At 31.0% G+C, this 24468-nt stretch carries 14 protein-coding genes; 5 read left to right on the plus strand and 9 right to left on the minus strand.

From position 1 onward, the window contains the following. Nucleotides 1-138: 138 nt before the first annotated feature. Nucleotides 139-7164: a DUF3320 domain-containing protein gene (locus ACJMLB_RS05055; RefSeq protein ID WP_405324192.1), complete on the minus strand. Its 7026-nt coding sequence runs from the start codon at nucleotides 7162-7164 to the stop codon at nucleotides 139-141. Nucleotides 7165-7628: 464 nt separating this feature from the next. Here ACJMLB_RS05055 and ACJMLB_RS05060 point away from each other — a divergent pair, with 464 nt between their 5' ends. Next, entirely contained in the window at nucleotides 7629-8672 is a 1044-nt protein-coding gene (locus tag ACJMLB_RS05060; protein ID WP_405324194.1) for an aldo/keto reductase, read from the plus strand. A 17-nt stretch (nucleotides 8673-8689) separates the two neighbouring features. On the opposite strand, the gene ACJMLB_RS05065 is transcribed toward ACJMLB_RS05060, so the two are convergent. The 4 genes from ACJMLB_RS05065 to ACJMLB_RS05080 all read right to left on the minus strand — a co-directional run bounded on the left by ACJMLB_RS05065 (nucleotide 8690) and on the right by ACJMLB_RS05080 (nucleotide 13588). Beyond that, nucleotides 8690-10438, minus strand: a complete 1749-nt coding sequence (locus ACJMLB_RS05065; RefSeq protein ID WP_405324196.1) for a GIY-YIG nuclease family protein — start codon at nucleotides 10436-10438, stop codon at nucleotides 8690-8692. A gap of 164 nt (nucleotides 10439-10602) precedes the next feature. Further along, a complete protein-coding gene (locus ACJMLB_RS05070; protein ID WP_405324197.1) occupies nucleotides 10603-11652 on the minus strand; it encodes a M42 family metallopeptidase in 1050 nt (349 codons plus the stop codon). Between the two features lie 38 nt (nucleotides 11653-11690). After that, a complete protein-coding gene (locus tag ACJMLB_RS05075) occupies nucleotides 11691-12359 on the minus strand; it encodes an NTP transferase domain-containing protein (protein WP_405324199.1) in 669 nt (222 codons plus the stop codon). Nucleotides 12360-12460: 101 nt separating this feature from the next. Beyond that, nucleotides 12461-13588 (minus strand): hypothetical protein, encoded by a 1128-nt coding sequence (locus ACJMLB_RS05080; protein WP_405324201.1) that lies wholly within the window; start codon nucleotides 13586-13588, stop codon nucleotides 12461-12463. Nucleotides 13589-13610: 22 nt separating this feature from the next. Here ACJMLB_RS05080 and ACJMLB_RS05085 point away from each other — a divergent pair, with 22 nt between their 5' ends. Beyond that, nucleotides 13611-13733, plus strand: a complete 123-nt coding sequence (locus ACJMLB_RS05085; protein ID WP_405324203.1) for a hypothetical protein — start codon at nucleotides 13611-13613, stop codon at nucleotides 13731-13733. A 52-nt stretch (nucleotides 13734-13785) separates the two neighbouring features. Here ACJMLB_RS05085 and ACJMLB_RS05090 read toward each other — a convergent pair whose 3' ends face one another. Continuing rightward, nucleotides 13786-15111 carry a Mur ligase family protein gene (locus ACJMLB_RS05090; protein WP_405324205.1) on the minus strand — a complete coding sequence of 442 codons (1326 nt, stop codon included), beginning with the start codon at nucleotides 15109-15111 and terminating at the stop codon, nucleotides 13786-13788. Between the two features lie 277 nt (nucleotides 15112-15388). After that, a complete protein-coding gene (locus tag ACJMLB_RS05095) occupies nucleotides 15389-16141 on the minus strand; it encodes an exodeoxyribonuclease III (RefSeq protein ID WP_405324207.1) in 753 nt (250 codons plus the stop codon). 315 nt (nucleotides 16142-16456) lie between these two features. On the opposite strand from ACJMLB_RS05095, the gene ACJMLB_RS05100 reads away from it, so the two are divergent. Further along, on the plus strand, nucleotides 16457-17134 hold the full coding sequence (locus ACJMLB_RS05100; RefSeq protein ID WP_405324209.1) for a DUF169 domain-containing protein: 678 nt from the start codon (nucleotides 16457-16459) through the stop codon (nucleotides 17132-17134). Nucleotides 17135-17202: 68 nt separating this feature from the next. On the opposite strand, the gene ACJMLB_RS05105 is transcribed toward ACJMLB_RS05100, so the two are convergent. Together ACJMLB_RS05105 and ACJMLB_RS05110 are read right to left on the minus strand one after the other, a co-directional pair. Then, nucleotides 17203-18507, minus strand: a complete 1305-nt coding sequence (locus ACJMLB_RS05105; protein ID WP_405324211.1) for a hypothetical protein — start codon at nucleotides 18505-18507, stop codon at nucleotides 17203-17205. 81 nt (nucleotides 18508-18588) lie between these two features. After that, nucleotides 18589-21102, minus strand: a complete 2514-nt coding sequence (locus tag ACJMLB_RS05110; RefSeq protein WP_405324213.1) for a UvrD-helicase domain-containing protein — start codon at nucleotides 21100-21102, stop codon at nucleotides 18589-18591. Between the two features lie 283 nt (nucleotides 21103-21385). Between ACJMLB_RS05110 and ACJMLB_RS05115 the strand changes: the two genes are divergently transcribed. Beyond that, entirely contained in the window at nucleotides 21386-24094 is a 2709-nt protein-coding gene (locus tag ACJMLB_RS05115; RefSeq protein ID WP_405324215.1) for a DEAD/DEAH box helicase, read from the plus strand. Between the two features lie 71 nt (nucleotides 24095-24165). Next, nucleotides 24166-24465 (plus strand): hypothetical protein, encoded by a 300-nt coding sequence (locus tag ACJMLB_RS05120; protein WP_405324217.1) that lies wholly within the window; start codon nucleotides 24166-24168, stop codon nucleotides 24463-24465. Nucleotides 24466-24468 lie beyond the last annotated feature (3 nt).

The following is a 24468-nucleotide window of genomic DNA, read 5'->3' on the forward strand; positions in this document are numbered from 1 at the left end:
ATCCAATAGTTATAAAATATATTATATAACAAGAATATTAAAATTATCAAAGAAACGCCTAATTATTTTAATAGTCACTATAAAAATATTGATTTATTTTATGACCAGTTTAATATAAAAAATAAATAGTAAAATGAATTATCTAAATTCTATTTTACCATTATTATTAATCAAAATTCCTTTGCCAATCATTGAATCAATGACTAAAGTGATTTTATTTGAAGTCTTTTTAGAAGTTGATCTGAAACCAAAAGTTCTGGAAACACTCTTAGCTAACTCCTGAACTTTCAATGATTTTTCAAAACTTAATACCAAATCAATTGCTTTTTCGATTTCGACTTCAGAAATTAAATCAATATTAGGTTTAACTCTCTTTCTAACCTTTACAGAGTCATAATCAATGAATAAGAAATCGTTTTCTCTAATTAAAAGTAAATGATTTTCATTTCTGTCAATCACTTCTAAGATGGTATTTTTAAACTTAGTACCTGCACGGGATAATCCGCATCCTTCTCTTAATCTACGGATTACAGTATCTACATGAACAGGACCCTCAGCAGCTACAATATCCATAACTGCAGTAGCCAATTTCTTTTCATCTTCATAGATTTCAGATGGGGATTGGATGATTAAATTTTCAATTTCCTTATAATCTTCAATATAATCGCTTAATTCACCTGTAGGAGTTAATCTAGTATTATCTACAGCTCTAAGAACATTAGTTTCCTTAATTCTTTCATCTTCCATATCCTGATAGCCTTGGCCTACATCAGTGATTATATCTTCAAATGTATCATCATCTATTTCTATGTCATCTATATGCACAAACTCATCATCTGAATCATCAAACTCATCTCCAAATTCTTCTAGAATAATGGATTCCTCTGGGATGTACTCTTCTACAATAGGCTCAGTAGTAGAAGGATAAGTTTCAGCATTGGTTTCATAAGTAGTGGTTTCCTGATTAATTGATGAACTTATAGGGATAATTGGTTCAGTTTCATCGTCAATATAATCAAATTCTGGAATTTCATCTAAGAATGAATTAGCAGAATCATCAACATATCCATCAGAGGATGAATTAGTGTATTCTTCTATTTTATCTAAATATTCATGTTTTTTAGAAGTAAATAATGATTCATAACTATCTTCTTTTGGATTTTGAGTATTATCGATAACTGCAGGCTCTTGATACGGGTCATATGGATCCTCAAAGAATTCATCATCAGCATTACGGTCTATTACATAAACTGTTTCCCTTTCAGTAGGATTTTCTATCTCATCCATAGACGCTTTTAAGTATAACATTTCATTTTTTAGACTGCTAACAGTTCCAGCAAGTCCTGTTTTATTCCTATCATTATTTCTAGGATATTGAACAGCATTCTTTTTAAGAGCATTATCAATTCCTACCGCACTATAATAATATGGACTATCTGGATTATTAGGATCATGGAAAGACTCATCATTATCCTGTGATTGATGATTTGATTGAGAATCATTATCTATTTCATTGCTTGAATCTTCAGATTCCTCATTAAACTCTTCAAATTCATCTGCATCAATTGGAGAAATATAATCCCCATCTTCTTCATATGAATTATCTTGATTATTGTTTCTAATTTCAGCACTTATAGGAACAATAACATCTGGGGCATCATCAAATGCATCATCATCATCTTTCCTTCTTCTACGAGTTGTATATTCTCTCATGTTTTCAATACCTTCAGATTCATTAGTTTCTAAATCTTCTTCGTTTAATTCTTGAATAATATCTTCTGTAATGTCTTCTAAGTCATCTACACTATCATCTTCAATATCATCTTTAATATCCTCTTCAATGCTGAATACAATTACGTCATCATCCTCATCTTCTTCGAAACTGTATACTGGTGCGCCTTTGATATCTTCAGAAATTTCATCTTCAAAGTCTTCTTTATTATCCTTTTTAATGTTTTCCTTAATATCCACTTCAAGATTTCCTTCAGTAGTATATTCTATATCATCATCACTAATAATACTTTCCTTTTCTTCAAATTCATTCACATTATCATCAATTTGATCATGAATGTTATTTGTATCAAAATCATCAATTTCCTCTTTAAGCGGTTCTTTTTCAATAGATTTCTTATCATTTTTTCTATTTTCATCTTTTTGAGGAATAGATTTTTCAGCTTGTGATTCATTAGACTTTTTGATTTGCTCTTTTTTAGGTTTCTGAGCTTTTTGAGGTTCTTTTATGCTTTGAGAACCATTGTTTTGCCTATTATTTACTAATTCATCCCCTATATTCCTTAATCTATTCATAAGAGATTTTGCCACAGTATTTCCATTATTCTTATTTCTATTTGAAGTATTTTTGGCTTTATTAGAGCCATTTACATTCTCTTTAACTTTAAATTCACCATCAAGAATGTCTTTCTTATTTGAAGAATTATCTTTAACATTAGTTTTCTTCTCTTTTGAATTTGCTTCAAATTTAGATGAAACATCATCTTTAGATGAATTGAATTTAGGACTTCTTTGAGGTTTTGAATTAGTTTTTTTCACTTTTTCTTGATTTTTATGAGTATTAGATCTGTTTTTATTCTTTTCTTCTTTTCTAATATTCTCTTTAGGAATATCAGTTTTTTTATCTTTTTCTTTGTTTAAATTCTCATTAATTTTCTTATTAATACCATTATTTTTAGGAACATTAGGCTTCTTATCTTCTATTTTAATATTTTCTATAGATTGGAAATCAATATCTTCTTCCTCATCATCGATAAGATCAGGAATATCATCAATAGAAGTTTTTTCTTCTTTGGAAGAGTTTTTAGTTAATTCATCATCTAATCCTTCCAAGTATTTACTGATTAAATCTTCTTTTTCCTTATCCTTTTCGGCCTTTTCATTAATTTCCTCTTTAATGGATTTAATATTTGCCAAATCATTATCCGCAATATTATCTACAATACCAATATCCTCTTCTCCACTCTCCTCTATGAAATCATCATTGTCTTCTTCATCATCGTCTTTTCCAAGAATGACAGTAGTGACAGGATTGATTTTCATTGATTCAACATCATTGATCTTTTTCTTCAAGTCCTTAACTTTAGTATTGACAATTGTAGACTCAATATTCTCCAATAACTTAGCTCTAGCCAAGTCTCTGTTTCTATACCAATCAGTAGACCAGATATGATAGATATTCCAACCTAAACCATTTAAAACTTGTTCTCTTAATCTATCCCTGTCTCTAGCTACCTTACTTGAAGCGTAATTATGGCCGTCACATTGAATTCCTAAAATGTATTTTCCAGGATTATCTGGATCTTTAATAGCTAAATCCACTCTAAATCCTGCACAACCAACCTTCTTATCCACTTCATATCCGTTTTCAGCTATGAAATTGCAAATTGCATCTTCAAATGGAGCTTCATCATAATCCTCATATTGGACAGATTGGTTATAATGCAAGTTTTCAGCATATTCCAAGAATGCCTGCAATGATTTTACACCAAATGGCGGATTAGCAGTCAAATGAATATCGTGAGCCCTGAAGTTAGTGAATACTACACATTTTTCCCTTGCTCTTGTAACAAGTACATTTAAACGTCTTTCTCCTCCATCCTGGTTTAATGGGCCAAAGTTCAATGACATTTTACCTTCTGTGTCATAACCGTATCCTACACTGATTAATATGACATCCCTCTCATCTCCTTGGATAGTTTCAAGGTTTTTAACAAAGAATCTTTCTTCCTTGTTTTCTGAAAAGAGAGCCTCATATTCCGGATGGGCTTTTCTTTCAATTTCCAATTCCTCTAGAATTGCATTCTTTTGAGCTACAGAGAAAGTACCTACACCTAAACTCTTTTTGTCACCGTATTTTGCAAAGTGATTGAATATCTCCTTTACTACATCCTTTGCCTCAAGAGGGTTAGCTGATCCTTCTCCTCTATGATATTGGGTATTAGGATTATAATGGAACTTAAGTCCTAATTCAGGATCTGTGTGAGATGGAGATGGATAAACAAGTAATTCATTATCATAAAACTCTCTATTTGAAATATTAATTAAAGACTCATGACGACTTCTATAGTGCCATTTAAGCATTTTAACTGGGAATGACAATTTACATAAATGAAGAATACTTTCCATATCCAATGCAGTTGCTACCTCTTCACCACTTTCACTGTCAGTCATTTGGTCAAAGAAGCTTGTTGGAGGCAATTGTTGAGTGTCTCCCATTACAACTGCAGTCTTACCTCTCATGAATGCACCTAATGCATCCTCCGGTTTAACTTGACTTGCTTCGTCGAAAATGACTACATCAAATTGCAATTTAGGGTTGGTAGGATCAAGATACTGTGCAATGGACAATGGACTCATCATAAAGACAGGTTTAATCTTCTTAATGGTTCCTCCTGCCTTTTCAAGCAATGTTCTAACAGGCAAATGGCCACTTTTTCTTGTAAATTCTCCAGCCAATACCTTAGCTTCAGGGTCATTTGCAGCACCATATATCTTAGGAATTTGGCTATTTAGCTTATTGAAAATCCTTTTTCTATTCAAGTTAATTATCTTTACATCCAAATCCTTGAATTCCTTGATTCTGTTTTCATGCAATTCGCCAATGAATGTTGCTAAAGTGTCATTTTCGTTAAATACAATATTAAGTAAGCTGTCTGCAAAATTACCTAAAACCATTGGCTTGACGTCATCTTTCTTAATGTTCCTTTTTTCAATGGTTTTGATGAATAATGACGCTTCACTATTCCTGCATGCCCTTTTGGTATTGGAATATTGTGACCATAAATGTAAGCTTGATAATTGTCCTTTCCATTTATTCAATTGATTTTCCCATTGATCGAATGGAACATCATCTGTTTCTCTTTTAAAGATGATTTTGCTTCTTGGATTTAATTTGGATTCCAGTTTTTTAAGGTTTTCATAGAATCTGTTTCCTTTTTCAACATAGTCATCTATACTTGAGTCCATATCTGGAAGGAAAAGGTCATTTGAAAGCATTTTAACGGTAGTTTCACTAAAAGTGCCATTAGATAGGAGATAGACAAATTTATTCATCCAATTTGCCACTTGCTTCAATTCATTTACATTTGCATTTTCACTCCATAAATCACCGAAGTATGCTCTTCCAAGAGCTTCATTATCCTTGAGGCTTTGTCTTATTTTGATATGGTTTCTCACTTTAATCAAGTCATTTAAAGCTTCCCTATCACTTGGCACATTGCCGTTATAAAGCTTATAAAGCTCTTCCTTATGGGAATTGCCACCAAAGAGCTTGAATTTCTTATTGGATTCCTTTTCCAAATCATATATTATTGTATCTAAATCTGCTACAAGCAGGTAATCTGAGAATTTATTGAATAATCCTGATGCATGCTGATAATGCTGCAATAGCTTAATGAGTTCCAAGGATTTCTCTGGACTATTAAACCAATATTTGCTAAGCAAGATTGAACTGTCCACTAAGTTAGCACTTTCACTATTTAAAATGTTTAAAGCGGTAATTGAGTCTTCATACTCTTTTAAGGTATTAGGAATTTTTATTCCATAGACTTCATTAACAACATTCATTTCATATCTAAAGTCACTTAATGACTCTAAGCTATCTCTAATCAATAATTCAATTTCCCTTAAATCCGCAGGAAGCAAACTCTTTGGATTGCAATAGCTCCATGGATTGTTTTTGGAGATAGTTGAGTATAATTCTGCTAAATTCTCTAATGATATGATAATATCATCCAGTTCTTTCATGGTTAAATCTTCAGCATTATTGAATCTAACCAAAGGCAATAATTTGCTTTGTCTTGCAAAATAGTCTTCTGAGGACTCTTTCATACCATACAATTCAAATGGTGTAAGATTGACATTAGCTATTGGATGATGAATGATTTCAGCATATTGATCTAATTGGTCACGCAAATTCTCAAGCTTTCTTAAGGTTTGATCCAATTTCAAATCCCTTGTAGCCCTTACATTAGTTGCCTTTTTAAGGTTTTTCAAGAATTGCTTTCGTCTTGTCTTGTGTGAATGCAATTCCAATACGAATTTTCCAAGGCCAACACTATCCAACCTGCTTTTTACTACTTCAAGAGCAGCCATTTTTTCACTTACAAAAAGAACTGTTTTTCCTTCTGCAATGAGTTCTGCAATTAAGTTTACGATAGTTTGTGATTTACCTGTTCCTGGAGGCCCTTCTACAACTAAATTATGGCCTGCCTTTACGTTTTCTATAACTGCAATCTGTGAGGAATCAGCATCCAAGACTTGATACATTGTCTTATAATGGAGTTTTTCATCCACATCCTCTTCCTCGAATGTATCCTCATAAACATTTTTGCTTGGATTAAATATTGATTGAATAAGCTCATTTTTAGTTAAATCAACATCTTTGCTCCAACTTTCAGGATTCAAGTCATTATACATGACAAATTTAGTAAATGAGAAAAATCCTAAAGCCACATCATCCTTAACATCCCATTTGCTAAATGGTCTGATTGCCTTTTTAACATCTGCCAAGTATTGGTTTACACCTTCAATGTATGATGTTTGCTCAAATTTAGGAAGCTCTATTCCTGCTTCACGCAATTTAGCTTGAATTGAGATGTTGTTTTGAATGTCTTCTCCAGTCCAGGATAATGAAAATGAGTTTCCAACCTTTTTACGTTCCATAGCTACTGGGATAAGAATGAGTGGAGCCAAGTTCTTTTGTCTTGGTTTCTTCTTGTCAATCCATTCTATAAAACCAAGAGCAATGTACAAGATATTGTAACCTTGTTCCTGAACCATTGTCTTAGATTGCTGGTCAATATAAAATAGTCTTTTCTGAAGCTCACTAGGTGTCAAATCTGCTTTTAAGGTTTTATCGCTTTCAGAAGATAAGAATTCCTTGGTTTGATCTATGAAAGTGTGAGCTCTGGATTTCTTTGTCTCTGCCTTATTAGGAGAGAAATACATTTTCTTATTCTCTAAAACAAGGATCTTATATGCATTCATAGGTGTTTGGTTAATGATACTGAGATTCCTGTTCCTTGCCTTAAAGCTAAGAAGAGGGTTTCTTAAGGTTAAATCCAAGAGTTCTTTTCTTAGATTCTTAAACTCCTTCTCAATATCCTTATTAGATATAGTGTTGTTTTTTGATGGTGTTCTGAATTGCATATTACTAATCCCTTTTTAGGTGAAATCATATAGAAAAATTTTAAAAAATATTAGATTTTTAGAATATTTTTATAAAATCCTTAATAATTTTTTTATACAATATTATTTATATTTATAGTAATTTATAAAGTTTTGTAAATAGCAATTTTTATTTAAATGTCTAAAATATATTTAATTTGAAAAATAAGGATTATTTATTCTTTTTTAGTGATATAAAAGAAAATTATTTGATTAAATTTAATAGTTTTTTCATATAAAAACATTTATATATACAATTAATAAAAACATGTTTATATATACAATAATAATTAATTTAATCAAGCTTTATGGATTTAAAAATGTGAAAAAATAATATTTGGAGTGAAAAAATGGATTATAAATCAAAATTTGGATTTGGATGCATGAGATTGCCTCAAACTGATGCAAATGACCCTACTAAAATTGATTAGGACTTATTTAATGAAATGGTAGATCTCTATATGGAAAAAGGATTCAATTACTTTGACACCTCTTTTGCTTATCATAATGGAACAAGCGAAGTTGCAATGAAAAAAGCAATTGTTGACAGATATCCTCGTGAATCCTACCAAATATGTGATAAAATGCCTACATGGGCATTGACAAGCCAAGAGGATAATAATAAATTTGTTAATACCATGCTTGAAAGGCTTGGAATTGACTATTTTGACGTATTTTTTGTACATAATATCAATGTTCCATGGCTAAAGTTAGCTGAAGAGCACAATACCTTTGAATATGTAAAGAACATGAAAGAAAAAGGAATAGCTAAGAAAATAGGTATAAGTTTCCATGACAACTCTGATTTGCTTGAGAAATTCCTTGATAAGTATGCGGATATTCTTGATATAGTCCAATTGGAACTTAATTACTTGGATTGGGAAGATCCAGCTATTGAAGCTCACAAATGCTATGATTTATGTGTAAAGCACGGACTTGACGTTTATGTTATGGAACCGCTAAAAGGTGGAGTCATTGTAAATCAACCGGATAGCATCAATGATGATTTCAAGGCATTTAATCCTGATAAGTCTATTGCAAGCTTTGCAATGAGGTTCTGCGCTTCATTGGAACATGTAAAAATGGTTTTAAGTGGAATGAATAAGATGGAAGATCTATTGGATAATATAGATACCTTTGAAAACTTTGAGCCATTAAGCGAAGAGGAACATGAGTTCTTATTAGAAGAAGCAGATAAATTAAGGGAAAATCTTGCTGTGCCATGCAGTGAATGCGGCTATTGCCTTAAAGCTTGCCCATTGGAAATCCCAATTCCAGAGTATTTCAGATTATATAATCATCATAGTGTACAGAAACAGTCAAATATATACAGATTATATTATGATAAATTAGGTGAAGAAAAGGTTCCTGCAAGTGATTGCACCCAATGTGAAACCTGCATTGATTACTGTACACAAAAAATAAACATTCCAGAAAAGTTAGAAGAAGTATGTGAGCATTTCCAAGAAGGATTCAGTCCTTATGGTTAATCTCCATATTTTAATTTTTATTTTTTTAAGATTTTATTTGCTAATTCCTCATCAATGATTTTCCATTCTAAATTTCTTTCTTTAACTTTCTGTTTTAAAGAATTTATATTTCTATCTGAAAGACGTATTCTTTTTTTATTAGTATAACATTCATACCTGTAAGTTATTTTATCATTAATAAAAATTTTGTTAACTCGATATATCCCAGTATTAGTTGGTTTTATACTATTTTTTATATTTTTATTGTTTTCTTCAAAAGATTGTTTTGCTAATTTTTCATCAAGTATAATCCATTCTAATCCGTTGTTTAAAACATAATTTTTTACATTATTTAAATCAACATAATTAATTGTTTTTTGTTTCTTTTCTACATCTTGAAAGGAATAACTCCATACAAATCCTTGTTTAACATCATCTTTCTTTTGTTTAGTAAGTCTATAAATTCCAGTAGAATAACGTTTATCATTATTAAAATAACATTTGTTTGCTAATTCATCATCTATGATTTCCCATTTCATCCCTTTATCTCTAACTTTTTTTTCTAAAATCTTTAAATCTTTACTAAGAATATATTTAGTTCGTTTATTTTCATAATATCTATATGCAAAATATTGTTCTCCATTTTTCACTTGTTTTATAACATTATATATTCCAGTATAATTAGAATATTTAAGCATATTTTCATAATTTTCATTAAAAGATAGTTTTGCCAGTTCTTGATCAATTATTAACCATTCTAATCCATTGCTTATAACTTTATTTCTAATATTATTTAAATTAACAGAAGAAATATTCTTTTTCTTACCATTTTCATCATAATATGTATATCTCCAATAAAAACCTTGGTAAAGTTCTTCATTTTTTTGTTTAGAAAGCATATAAATTCCAGTTGTAGTATTTTCATTGGCTTTATCTAATGCAGATACTTTTTTAAACTCTTCATCAATAATTTTCATATCTGTTCCATTATTAATCATATTAGCTAGTTTTTCTAATAATGATTTATTTAAACTTTGTTTAATGATTTTACCATGATATGATAATTGATATTTAGGTTTATTGTTATATGATTGAGTACCGCTTTTTGAAACAGTAGCAAGTCCTGTCCATCTAGGATGTCTTTCTCCTTTCAAATTTCCTTCAAATGTGTAACCTAATTCTTTTATCCTATTTTCAATGGTTGCCTTAGAACAATGATATTTCTCAGCTAATTCTCTAGTAGTTAATCCTGACTTCCATTCATCGTATAAAATATGTCCATTAGGAATATCTTCTCTAAAACGAGCTTTACTTATCCTTTGTTTATGTTCTTCACTAAATTTTTTTCCTAACCAAGTGCCAGGTTTTCCGTACATAGCATTTCTTTTTCCACGATTCCAATATGATGCTTTTGCTTTCCATTCTTCTGTACGGATTTTTCCAGTATTAGATAAACCAATTTTATCTCTAACTTCTTGTTTATTTACTGGATTCTCATTAGCAAACTCTAAAATATTATACCCTTTATTACGATTTGTTGCATCAAAAATATTGATAAAAAAATCTTCATATTTATTTAATTCTTCTTGAGGACAATACATTAAGATTTTAAAAAAGAAATTTTCTTTTCCATAATTATCATAAGCATTTTGTAAATGACTATTGTGGTGTTTTCCATATTTTAAACCTTTTTTATGTTCTTTTTTTCTTTTTAAAAGGTTTTTGGATTGACCAATATATATTTTATTATTAATTTTGTTTATAATGCAATAAATTCCACTATTCATATTTAAAACCTATAACAATATAAAATACCTTTCACTTTTTTATATAATTCCAAAAATTTAAATTAATAAAAAAATTTTTAGAAAAAATGGAAAAAATTTAATAAGTAATTTAAAAAAAATAAAAAAAGAGAATAAATTGATAATTTAATATTAGAATTATCTTATTATTCTAAACTGTTAATAGCAGCTACAATCAATTTGATAGTGTTTTCAACATCTTCCATGCTTGCTACACTAACAGTAGTGTGAATGTATCTAGTTGGAACAGATAAAACACCAGTTGGAATACCTTCTCTAGTAAGGTGAATAGCTGTACCATCAGTTGTACCACCATCACTTACTTCAAGCTGGAATGGAATTTCTTCTTTTTCTCCAGTTCCAATCAATAAGTCTCTAATGATTTTAGGAGTTATGATTCCTCTTCCACTAGCATCAATCATGATTACTGCAGGCCCTTTTCCAATGACTACAGGAGCTTCTTCAGGTTTGATTCCAGGATGGTCACCAGATAATGTTACATCAAGAGCAAATGCCATATCAGGGTTTAATTTATAGGAAGTTACTTTAGCTCCTTTTAATCCAACTTCTTCTTGAGTTGTTCCAACACCATAAACGGTTGCTTTGGAATCTACTCTCTTTAAAACTTCCATCATCACATAACATCCAAGACGGTTGTCCAATGCTTTACACATTACCAAGTCATTAGGGAATGCTTCAAACCATGATTTGAAAGTAATTGGATCTCCAATTGAAACCATTTCTTCAGCTTGTTCCTTATCCTTTGCACCGATATCAATGAACATTTCATCATAAGGAACAACTTTCTTACGCTCTTCAGGTTTGGTGACGTGAGGTGGTTTAGAACCGATTACACCGGTCAAATCACCATTTTTAGAGTGAATTACAACAGTTTGATTCATTAACATTTGGTCATTTATTCCACCAATGGTTGAGAATTTAATGTAACCGTTATCATCAATATATCTTACCATCAAACCAATTTCGTCCATATGAGCTGCAAGCATAACTTTTGGCCCTTTTTTAGAAGAACCTTTTTTAGTAGCTATTACATTACCCATTAAATCTGTCTCAATATCATCAGCTACATCTTTTAATTCTCTTTTAATAATCTCTGCAATCTTTTCTTCATGTCCAGAAATACCTGGAGTCATACAGAGTTCTTCAACTAATTTAATTTCTTTTTCAAAAGACATATTTTCACCTTTAATTATTATATAATTAGTATAAAATTTTATAAAATACTTTCGTATTCACTGTAATGATTTATATTAATCAATTCATTTGGATGATTCTCCTTAACACCATAAAAGTCAAATCCATCTGCAAATATCTCTCTTAAAATAGGATTCAAGTTATCATCCTTATCATGCAGATACTTGATCAATTCCATTCTATCTGCAGCAAAAGGCATTCCCAATCCTTCTGCAGTATCCAATTTTCCAGTCTTCCGTCTTCTTAGAATGGAAATGGTCTTTCTAGGATTATCTGAGTTAAAAAGAGTGTTTAATATATTATTAAAAGTTTCCGTACTCACTGTAGGCTGATCTCCAGTAACACATAAAGCGATATCTGAATCAATATTTTGAAGACCATTTAATAAAGAAACAGATAGACCTACATTTACAGGGTCATTTTTAATAATTTTCAATCTATCATCATGAATATTATTAATAAAAGGCAATATTTCTTCACAGTAATGACCAAGAACTACGATACATTCATCAATATTTTGAGTATTCAATACATTATGAATTGTAGTTTCAATTATTGTACTGGAATTTTCCCCATTTTTTAATGGAAGTGTAAGTTTGTTTTGTAGGGGAATATTCAAGTTTTCCTGGTCTTTTCTCATTCTAGAATTTTTTCCAGCTGCAGTTATTACTGCTGAGACTGTAAGCATAATATTACCTTAATTAATAAATTATTTTTAATATATTTTAATAAATTTTAATAAATTTAATAATTAATCAATGAATTTTCAATAATGAACTAATCAATGAATTAATTGTTTGTGCTGTTTGTTGAATTTGTACTATTGGTATTGTTAGCAATATAACTATTAGGAATCATTTCATATATGTCAGTGTAAATTCTCATTCCCGCACCGGAACCTTCAGTCCACATATTAATCTTAATTGGATATTTAAGAGTGTTATTGATCTTAATTCCAGTGGAAGGGCTGAAACCATAAAGCACAGCATCACGTCCAGAATCCATACCAATAGGCAAACTGAATCCTAAAGATAAAACAGCATTTCTAAGTGACCTTGCAGGAGGACATACTCCATGTGTAGCCATACCGGATTCTGCATCACTTTCAGGTACTGAACTGAATCCTACTCCTTCTCTACCACATCCATATGCATTTGAAGGGATTATAGTACCGTTCCAAGCTTTTACAAACTGTTTTGCATTGAATTCCCTGTTTCTATCATTGTATTGTGGGTGAGAATCCAAATAAGTGTATGTGCTTGCCACTTTGGTTTCTGTATAGTTTTCACCATAAACAACAACTGGAGAACCTCCAGGATATTTGAGAGAATACTCATAAGCTTCTGGGAACTTTTCTTTTAACATATCTGGAGTAATGTATGACCTATTATCATTAAAACCATTAATACAGTAATCTAAATTGTATTTAGAGCCTTGACCATAATGGTTGTACCAATACTTTAAGGTTTCCACATTTACCCTTTGACCCGGAATTGTATCATTAGTCATGGTTTTTGGATCAATATGACCTACTGTTTGATTGGTTTTATTATTGAAAATGTCTATTCCATCAGGAACGATTTTAGCTTGTAAATATGGGCTATTATATCCCCAAACAAACTCTCCAGGAGGATTTACAGTAATCTTATCATTATCTACAACCACATATCCAGGCCCTTCAAATTCATCTACTATACCGTCTGAACTTACATTACCGTAAAGCAATTCAGATGAAGGAGTTGGAACTGCCCCTGTGGCAATTGAGAAAAATGCATCCACAATCTCTCCATCTCCTATTTGGGTTAGTAGAGAGCCTAAATTAGAGACTATAGGGTATTTATTTATCTTGTTTTTATCTATTACATTATCTCCTGCAAATACAGTGCTTCCGTTATCATACTTAGCTATTTCACTCATATTCTGATGATGAGTGGTTGTAGTGGCAAGGGAGACAGGTATTAGAACAATGATTATTGCAATTAATGCAATAAATATCTTAAATGAATTTCTTTGTGTTAAACTTCTTGAGCTAATACTTACACTTCCTTTATTTAAATCTTAACTAATAAATTTATGATTATGAATTTAATTAATAATGCTAGATATCTCCTTATTTATTCAAACATTAACTTATTTTCCTTAGGATTATAGGAATCACAAATCTGCTTCAGCCTATCCTGTATTTTTATGATGTTTTCCTGACCATTTCCTCCAATCAAAATAGCGTTCTCATGTGAAAACTCAGCAACGAATGCAATTATTTCATCGAGATTATTGGCTATTTCAATTCTTCCTTTATAATTTAGAGAATTTAATCTATATTTAGCTTGATCTAATGTATCTTCCAATCCTGGAAAGAGAATAATTGCTTTTGGATTGGCATTTACGACTTCATTCAATATATCAAGTCTGTGATTCTCATTATGTCTTGGAGTTCCTACAAAGATAGCTGAGAAATCAACTTCCTCCAATATTGGCTTAATTGCATCGGAATTGTCAGATTTTCCAATGTATATCTCGCAATCATTCAATTTCAATACTTCTAAACGACCTTTAACTGGCTTGAAATTTTCCAAGCTATCCTTTATTATGCTTTCATCAATGTTAAAGAAGTTTTTATCAATATAATTAGCGATAGCTTCACTAAGACCTGCATTCAATTTATTGAATTTACCAAACAAGCCTAAATCATATTCTGTTTCATCATATTCAATGGTTGATTCAGCCACTTCCTTAAATTCATTAGCATATTCCTGATTTTCATTGATAAATATAGTTTTACCATTGAAAAATCCTTTAAGTGAATCTTTATAACCTTCCATTGAACCATGAACATTCATATGATCATTACCCATATTTGTAAGGGCAATTAAATCAAAGTCAAAACAATAGCTGCAGAAGCCAACTGTCATATCGCAGACTTCAACAAGCAAAACATCATAATCTCCATTTTCAGCTTCGAGGATAAGGTCATAGTAACCTTCAAATCCACCACCAGCATTTCCTCCAACCAAAACATTTTTCCCTGCATTTTCAAGGATTTCCTTAATCATGCTTACTGTAGTGGTTTTTCCATTGGTTCCAGTTACTCCAATAGTGAACATGTTTTTATGTTTTGTTATAACATCACAAAGCAATTTATGGGAGTCCTTATAATGCTCAGCTATTTTGCTTCCCCATATGCTTGGACTTAAAACAACTGCATCACATAGATCTATTTCTTCCTGATTGTTAAATCCTAAATCAATGGAAAAATTATCTTTAATGAAGCTGATTTTATCTTTCTGTGGAGAAATATCAACACCTGCAAGGGATATAGGCAAATTATCTAAATCTATATTAATATTCAAATCAGTAGCATACACTTCCCAATTGTGTTTCAATAAGGAATTTAAAGCTTTTTTGCCTTCTACACCTAATCCTATAACAGCTGCTTTCATAGTTTCACATATGATTTTTTTATATATTTTAGTTGATTATCGATAGTAATCTATTATATGTATTTATATATGTATATTCTAATTAATAAAAGTTAGTATAATCTGAAATGAACTTAAGATTTTTTAAAAAGAATAAAAAATATGATAAAATTTTAAAAATGAAAAAATTAACAAAAAAAATAGAAAATGAATAAAATTTAGAAAATAGAAAAAGTGAAAAATAGAATAAAAAATAAGAAAAAATAGAGTTAAATTATAAATAAAATTTAGAAAATAATTAAATATCTAAAATTAACTCTATTGGAGCATGTTTAGAACTGTCAATTTCATCTAAAATAGTGCATGATTTAACTTTATCTGCTAATGATTTGGAAACAAAGAAATAATCTAAACGTGCACCCTCATTGTTTTCACGAGCTTCTTGATTTTTCCAGGAAGTGAATTGCTTTTCTTCATTATTGAATAATCTGAAAGCATCAACGAAACCTAAGGATTCTAACTTGTCTAAAACTTCTCTTTCTTCATCAGTGAATGTAACTTTAGTATCCAAGTCAGAAATATCCTCTTCCTTGTGAGCAATATTAAAGTCACCTGCAATGATTAGATCCTTATCCTTAGATAATTCTGCAAAGGATAATAGGTTATTAAGGTAATCAAGTTTTTCATTTAATTTAGCTTTAGCACCAGTTCCTACAGGAGCATAAACATGAATTAAAGAAAAATTATCATAATTTAAGATAGATGCCCTTCCTAATGCATCAGCAGATTCTCTGAAGAATCTTCTTACTATAGAAGGTTTTTCTTTGGTAAATGTAGCTAATCCACCAGTTCTAGCGCTTTCTCCTTTTAAGAAGTAGTATTCATATCCACATTTATCCAAGAATTTCTTATCCATCTTCTCATAATCTGTTTTTGTTTCTTGGAATAATATGATATCAGCTTCTTTTTCTAATACTGGATTTACATCCTTATTTTTTATACGAGTCCTAATACCGTTTACATTCCATGAAATAATCTTTAATTCACTCATTATATTGCTTCCCTAAATTAAATAAATAAAATTAATACAATATAAATTAATTTAAGCCCAAATTATTAATAAATTAATTTAAAAAATATTCTTGTTTATTAAAACTATAAACAAATATAATATTAACTTTTAAATCATATAAACTTATTGTAGAATTTAGAAAAAAATAATATAAAATAATTCAATAATTTTTATAAATTAGTTTAAAATCAAAGAAAAAATAAGTATAATGAATAATAATTCATAACCTTAATATATGACAATATAGAAATAATTAATTAAATATCATTATGAATTAATTTAATTGGTGATAATATGGATTATAAAAAGGAAGATAATGTAAAAACTGCAGAAGTTTTAAAAGAGAAACTTAACCTAACTAGACTTCCAGTAGCTATCAAGTTTTTCAACGATGAAAGTGAAATTCCAGAGGGTATTGAAAAAATAGGAGAAAACCTTAGACATTGTGAAATGGTTACCAAAGCAGCTGATGGAGCTATTTTCTATGCAACTGCTGCAGAACAAAAATGTAAAGGCGGATCAAGTGCAATGGGATTGGAACCTCTCCCACCTAAAATTGCTTCTGGTGAATTCTATTATAAATTAGGCAGATTTGATAGTGTTGAAACCGCTAAATCAGTAATAGATAACATTCCAAGAAAAGATGAACAAAGCTTAGGAATCATCTATGCGCCTTTGGAAAAAGCTGACTTTATTCCAGATGTAGTTATTGTCATCACACTTCCTAAATTCGGAATGTACATTGCTCAAGGAATTGTTTACAATCATGGTGGTAAAGTGGAATCCAGCTGTGCAGGTATTCAATCATTATGTGCAGATGCAGTAAGTGCTCCTTATGTAACTAATAAGGTTAATACCACTTTAGCATGCAATGGTTCCAGAGGTTATGCAGGAATCGTAGATGAGGAAATCATCATAGGTTTACCTTGTGATAGCCTAAAACCATTATTGGAAGCATTTGAAAATATTTAATTTTAAAAATTTTAATAAAGTAGTTATAAGAAATTATAACTAACTCTTTTTATTCTTTTTTTATTTGTTTAAGGAATTGTAAACACTTGCTTATTTTCTGATTCTTGACCTTTTTTCTTATTGCAGAATGTTCTAAAGTCACATGCACTGCATGTTCTATCCTCTGCTTCAGCTTTCCAAGCGTCCTTGATTTTACATCCATTCATTTCCTTTATCAAGGATGATTCAATATCATTTACAACATTATCGAATTGATATAGGGAATTATCTATCAATTCCTCTTCAACATTGATTATTCTAATGGATCTGTCCATCTTGAATTTGTCTGACAAGTCCCTATGAATAGCTATTTCTGAGTCTTCATTCCAATTCCTTAATCTTTCCCAGTCCTCATCAAGAATGTGATTTAGGGAAATGTCAGTTTGATTATTCAATAAATCTTCCTTAATTGCCTTTAAGTCATCATTTGATGGAACCAATTCATTCAAGTAAAAGATAATTCCTACGATTGGCTTATCTGAATTTTCCTGATTTTTTCTAAGCCAAGCATAGGTTAATATCTGCCATTCATGCTGAATCCATACCTTATATTTTTCATATTCTTCAGAATCAAAAAGCTCGCCGTTTTCCATAAATGATTGAATTTGTGATAATTCCTCTTTAGATGGTGCACTTGGCCTTCTCATACCCTTATAATCTATGATAATTTCATATTCATTCAATTCATCATCCAGTAGTTTCTTGAACTCATCATTATTATACAGGTAACTTATTATGCTGTTTGTTTGAGAAAGATTGAAATAATCATCCAATGTTTGTTGAAGTGGATTATTATTGGTCTTTTGATAAAACTTATCCACCATTTTTGAACTTAATACATCAACAACACCATTAATTGAGTAGTAATCAGACCTGGCATTTTGATCATTCAAATGCCTTAACCCTTTAATCAATACTTCTGTATCTTCAATTAAAGGGAATAAATGAGGTCCCCAGAGGTTAATGGAACGCTCTAATCTCGCACTATAAATATTATCCTTAGGGCCATAATTGTTTACATATTCATATGGAGGATTCAATCCTTTAACCTTTAATCTGCCGGTAATTGTATCCTCAATTGGCTTTATTTCCTCTTCCCAGTCCCAAGGGAACCTTAATCTTTCTGTATTTGAATATTTTTTCCATTTTAAAAATGCCTCTTCCAATGCTCCATGAATGAATTCACCAAACCATAATTGCACAGGCATTGAAGGTGGAAGATTTCCCTTGTTTTGGTAACGGTATTGTAAATTGCAAGTTAAAAATGATAATAAATCACCAGTTAAGCTATATTCCGGTATGATATATTCCCTTGATCTAGTTGATAATTTCATTTTTACACCAATCTAATAAATTAACTTTAATTATAAATTTCCATATAAAGTTTCATATAATTTACTTAAAATAACGATTAATTAAATTAAAAATATATTGTCAAACCCTATAAATTCTTCATCCCTATTCCAACCTAATGCAACATTAGGTATTTTCATTTGTTTTTCATTTTGTTTATATCCATCAATGTTTGGATTTAATCCAACTAATAGCAAAACATCTTTTGCTCTGGAGAATGCAACAAAATACAATCTTGTCAAATCATCAAATGCCATGTCTTTAGAATCCCTATTATTATTGGACATTGAACTGTATTTTTTAACCCTATCCTGAATAATCGAAGAGGAATCTGCATCTTTAGGGAATCTTAAATTAGCATCTTTTGATAGGTTCTTCTTAAATCTTGATCCTACATCAACAATTACGAGAGGAAATTCCAATCCTTTTGCCTGATGAATGGACATGATATTGAAACGATTAGAAGGAATGACTTCAAAATAATTCTCATCAATCTGCACCCCGCCACTGGCTATTGGAACAAAAATGTTTAATAATGCTTCATTGATTGATTCCTTTTCAGCCTCTGGGGAAGAGAAATCAATATTAGCGGAATACTTATTGAAGAAACTTGTTTGTGTAATTGTTTGTGTAATCGCCTTTAGATACACCACACCTTCATCATCTTCCTGGAATTCAGGTATCCAACTGACCAATTTATAAGCCAATTCCATAAGATTAGCTTTTGTAGGCCATTTGATATCCTTTGATTCATCAGATGAAAATGGATGTCTGATTTGCCAATGAGTTACGAATTTCTCTAATGAAACCGGTGAATGAGGTTCCGGATTGACATCCTTGATATATGAATTTGCCTTTCTACGCCAAACGGTCATATTCCTGCTTGCGGCATTTGGCAATTTATCATTAGTTCTTTGATATCTTGAATTAGGGTCAATGCATTCCAACATCAAACCGCAAAAGACAGCTACACAATCGATATTTTGCAAATCTTGGCCTCTAGGGTTAAAGACATCAATAGGATGCCTTAGTCTTGCCAATTGCTTTTTCAATGCAAAAGTGAATGTACGGCTTCCTGTAGCAGTAAGCTCCTTAGGGGAATATGTTAAAAATGCAATGTCTTCAGCAGAACCCTCATCTCCAAGTTCAATGACTATTTCATCTTCACCTTCAGCCAAATCAAATCCTTTATCCCTATAATTGATTAAGGTTGTCTTATTGTCTGAATTAAATTTCTGATTATCCTCTTTAGTTAAAACTCTCTTAATCTTGCGTTTGACTATTCCATTTCTATTCAATTCATCAATGAATCTAGCCAAATCATTTGATAGAATATGTTCATTGTTTCTAAACATTCCTAAAATAGGCACTTGATTTGAATCATCAGCGTTTAAGCTTGGAACTTCAATCTTTGGCTTTTCCTTAACCCTTGCAGATTGGTATTCATCATCCAGTTCAACAAAGTCATTGCATAAGTCAATGATGTTTTCAGTAGATCTGTAATTGGTTTTTAAGTTAACTTCCCTTGCTTCAATTCCAATTTTAGCTATTCTTTCAATGAAATTAGTGAATAAGTCTACACTAGCTCCTCTAAACCTATATAAAGACTGGTCATCATCACCTACTACAGTGATGTTTCCCCCATTTCTAATTGCAGATTCTGCAATTTTAAAGTAAATGCTCTCTTGCAATAGGTTTGTATCCTGATATTCATCCACTAAAATAATCTTTATATCATTTAAGAATGCACTTAAGCTATCTGAATCCAATCTCCTTAGGAATTCAGTTTCAAGCATTGCAAAATCATAGATGTTCTGACCTTTAAGTATTTCAACATATTCTAAAATTAGTTTTAAAGCAAGCTGCTTTCCAATTTCTGTAGATTGAATGTTTTTTAAAATATTATTGATGTCTATCATGTTATAGTAAATGTGTTCCTTGATTTCAATCAATATGCTTGCCATCATTGTCAGATTCTTTACTTTAGGCTTCTCATCAGTATTGGATTGCTTACCTGTTATCTCTGCCAAATACTCCTGCAATGAGTCATGCTTATATCTGTCTTCCTTTAGCAGGCATTCATTTATCATTACAGAATTTGCAACAAAATCCTCAATTAAAATAGGTTGGCTTGTTCCTGCTTGACGATGAATACGCAATAATTCATCTGCGATACTGTCTATTGTTCCTATATTGATCTGATTGAAATCAATTCTATTGATTTCCTTGATTATGGAATCATCACTTATTTCACCGCTGAACATCTTATCCATATAACTGGCAATGAGCTTAGACTTTATCTTGTCTCCCCAACTAAGAATACGGGATAAGAGCTCACTTGCTGCCTTTCTTGTAAAAGTGGTTGCCAAAATCTCATTCGGTGAAACATCATCAACAAAAATAAACTTCAATATCTTAAGAACCATAACTGTAGTTTTTCCAGAACCAGGCCCTGCAACAATGAATAATGATTGATCCTTAGGTGATGAAATAGCTAATTTCTGGTCTTCATTTGAAGAAATATCTCTTTCTAAAACATTTACAACGATTTCTTCAAATTCATTATAATCTATCAAATTTACCCCTCTTACATTTTATTAAAATCTTTATCTATATCTTAATCTATAGTTCTTAGTCATAATCTATAGTTCTTAGTCATAATCTAAGTTCTAATATATGGTCATATCTATACTTATATTAATTTATAAAATATTTTAATTTTTGTATTTAAGTAAATAAACATAGAGCAAATGAAAACTAATAGGAAAAGTTTTATTTAATACAAAAAGAAATATATGATAAGTTTTATTAAATTCGCTTTACAAATTATATTTATTAATTACTTTTTTAATGATTATCATGACAAATATGGCTAAAGACAAGGATGAGATGGAAAATATCGACAAGTTTAAAAACGATATTCGTTTTAGGAAAAAAATCGAGCATGTCGAGACCATTCCAGCAAAAGAGGCTAGCTATAAAAAGGTAGACAAATTAGAGAAAAAGATATTGGACTACCTTGAGGAAAAGGAAATCAAGTTATATAAACACCAAGCTTTAGCTATTGAAAAATCCAGAGAAGATAAGAATATAATCATTACAACACCAACTGCAAGCGGAAAGACATTATCCTTCAATTTGCCAGTGCTGGAAGAGCTCATTAAGGATAATGATGCTTGCGCATTATACATTTATCCTGCAAAGGCATTGTCTTACGATCAATTGAAGGTTTTAAGGAAATTCGATGAGAAATTGGACCTTGATATCAATCCAAATCCTTATGATGGAGACACTCCAAAGGCAAAAAGGTATAAGATAAGACAGGAATCAAGGGTCATTCTTACAAATCCATACCAAATTCATTTGATCTTGCAATGGCATCACCAATGGGAACGCTTCTATTCAAACTTAAAGTATATTGTAATTGATGAAGCCCATTACTATAAGGGAATATTCGGTTCAAATGTTGCATTCCTAATCAGAAGGTTAAAGAGAATCGCTAATTTTTATGGTTCCGATCCTAAATTCATATTGTCCTCAGCAACACTTGCAAATCCTTTGGAACTTGCAAAAAAGCTCACTGGCGAGGAATTTGAATTGATTGATGAAGACAGCTCTCCAAGCGGTGAGAAAGACTTTATCCTATACAATCCTTATAAGAAATTGCCAGTCCATTCTGATGATGAAAATCTATCTATTCACCAGGAAACTGAAAGGATTTTCCATTATTTGCTACTCAAAGACATACAAACATTATGCTTCACATCAAGCAGAAAGATTGCAGAATTGATTGCATTATGGACAAAAAGGGATATGGAGCATACTAAAAAAAGGTATGTGGATAGGATTTCAGCTTATAGGGCAGGTTATTTGGCTGAAGATAGAAGAGAAATAGAAGATGGTCTTAAATCAAGGAAATATTTGGGAGTGACTTCCACAAATGCACTTGAATTAGGTATTGATGTAGGAAGCTTGGATGCTGTAATTATTTCAGGATTTCCGGGCTCCATGATTTCAACTTGGCAACAGGGAGGAAGATCAGGTAGAGGAAATCAGAAATCCCTTGTCATATTGGTTGCATTTGAAAACCAATTGGACCAATACTTTATGAAAAACCCTGAATTCTTCTTTGACAAGCCTCATGAGAACGTTGTAATCGATTTGAATAATGAAAAATTATTGAATAATCATATTATCTGCGCTGCAAATGAATTGCCTCTTGCTCCAGAAGAGATAGAAGAAGTGTTTGGTGTAGATGAGGAATTCATAAATAATATTGTTCAAAACAGAGACTTGAGAAAGAGTGCAGGGCTTTATATTTATCCATATGACGATAATCCTGCCTTTGAATTTTCACTTGACCAAATTTCCAATGAAATATTCAGCGTAATGAATGGAAACCAGTTGATTGAAAAGATTGAAAGGTCTCAAATGTATAGGGAAGCTCATGAAGGAGCTATTCTAATCAATAAAGGCCAAACATACATTGTAACTGATGTTGACTTCAACACACATATTATTGATGTGATCAAAAGGGATGTCAATGCCCATACAATTGCACTTAAGAGAACTCAAACAAAAATCATTAAGAAAATCAAAAAGGTTAAAATTGGTGATTTTACTGTTCACTATGGAGAGCTTGAAGTAGAGGAAGACTATTACAAATACAAAAGAATGGAGTTTTCAAAGACAATTGGAACATACATTCTAGACTTGCCTCCTTTGAAATTCAAGACAAAAGGATTATGGTTTACCATTCCAGATAGCGTCAAGGAGACATTGGAAGAAAGGTTTAAAAATGACAGTGAAGTCTTTGCAGGAGGTCTCCACGGTGCAGAACATGCTTTGATAGGACTTTTCCCACTTCACGTGATGTGCGATAGATTTGATATTGGCGGACTTTCAACCAATTATCATGAAGACACCCAAGAAGCTACAATTTTCATTTATGATGCATATGAAGGCGGAATCGGTATTTGTGAAAAGGCAATTGATGTATTCAGCAAATTAACCAATTCCACAAGGAACTTGCTTAAGACCTGTGAATGTGAAAACGGTTGCCCTTCATGTATCTACTCACCTAAATGTGGAAATGATAACAAGCCTTTGCATAAGAAAGCTACTGAATTCATTTTGGACTATATGTGGGAAGAAATGAATAAGTTATCTCCAGAAGAATTGTCTGCATTGGAAAATCAGGATTTAGAGGACAATATATCCTATGATGAAACATATTATAATCAAAAAGAGAAGAATATGGATGAGGAAAATTCTGAAGAAACAATAGAATCAGAGACAGAAACTGAAGTTGAAGGAGATATTAATCCACTAGATGAGGCTTATAATGATGCATTAGAGGAATTCAATAAGGGAAATTACAGCATTGCTAAAGAGATATTAACCAATATCATCATCAAGGAAGATAGTGCAGATGCTTATTATCTCATTGGAAAAATCCTTTATGAACAGGATGATAAGTTAGGTGCTTTATCCTTTGTTAAAAAAGCCATTTCAATTGATTCAGGCCATGAAGATGCTAATGAATTTTTACTTGAATTAAAACATTGAAAAAAATCAAAATAATGAAATAATATATTTATCATAAAAATAAATTATTTATTATGTTAAAAGGTGATATTATGGAAATCACTGATGAAAATAAAAATGAAATAAAAGAGCAAATCAATACAGACATCAACAATATCCTTGAAAAACATGAACTTCCTTATAGAATGGACGGACTTTCAGTCATGAAAACATCTAAAGGAACCAGTTTTTTAGGAAATGTAAGGGTTCATGATCCAAACAAGGTCAAAGCTGTGAGAGCTGAGATTGAATCCTACTTGGATAAGTTTGGAAAAGTGGTGATCAATTCAAGAGATGTTGTTCCTTGCTGTGAATTGCCATATACATACATTACATTCCATATAAATTTCTAAAGA

Source organism: Methanobrevibacter sp. (assembly GCF_045114555.1).
In the GTDB taxonomy this organism is placed as follows: Archaea; Methanobacteriota; Methanobacteria; order Methanobacteriales; family Methanobacteriaceae; genus Methanobrevibacter.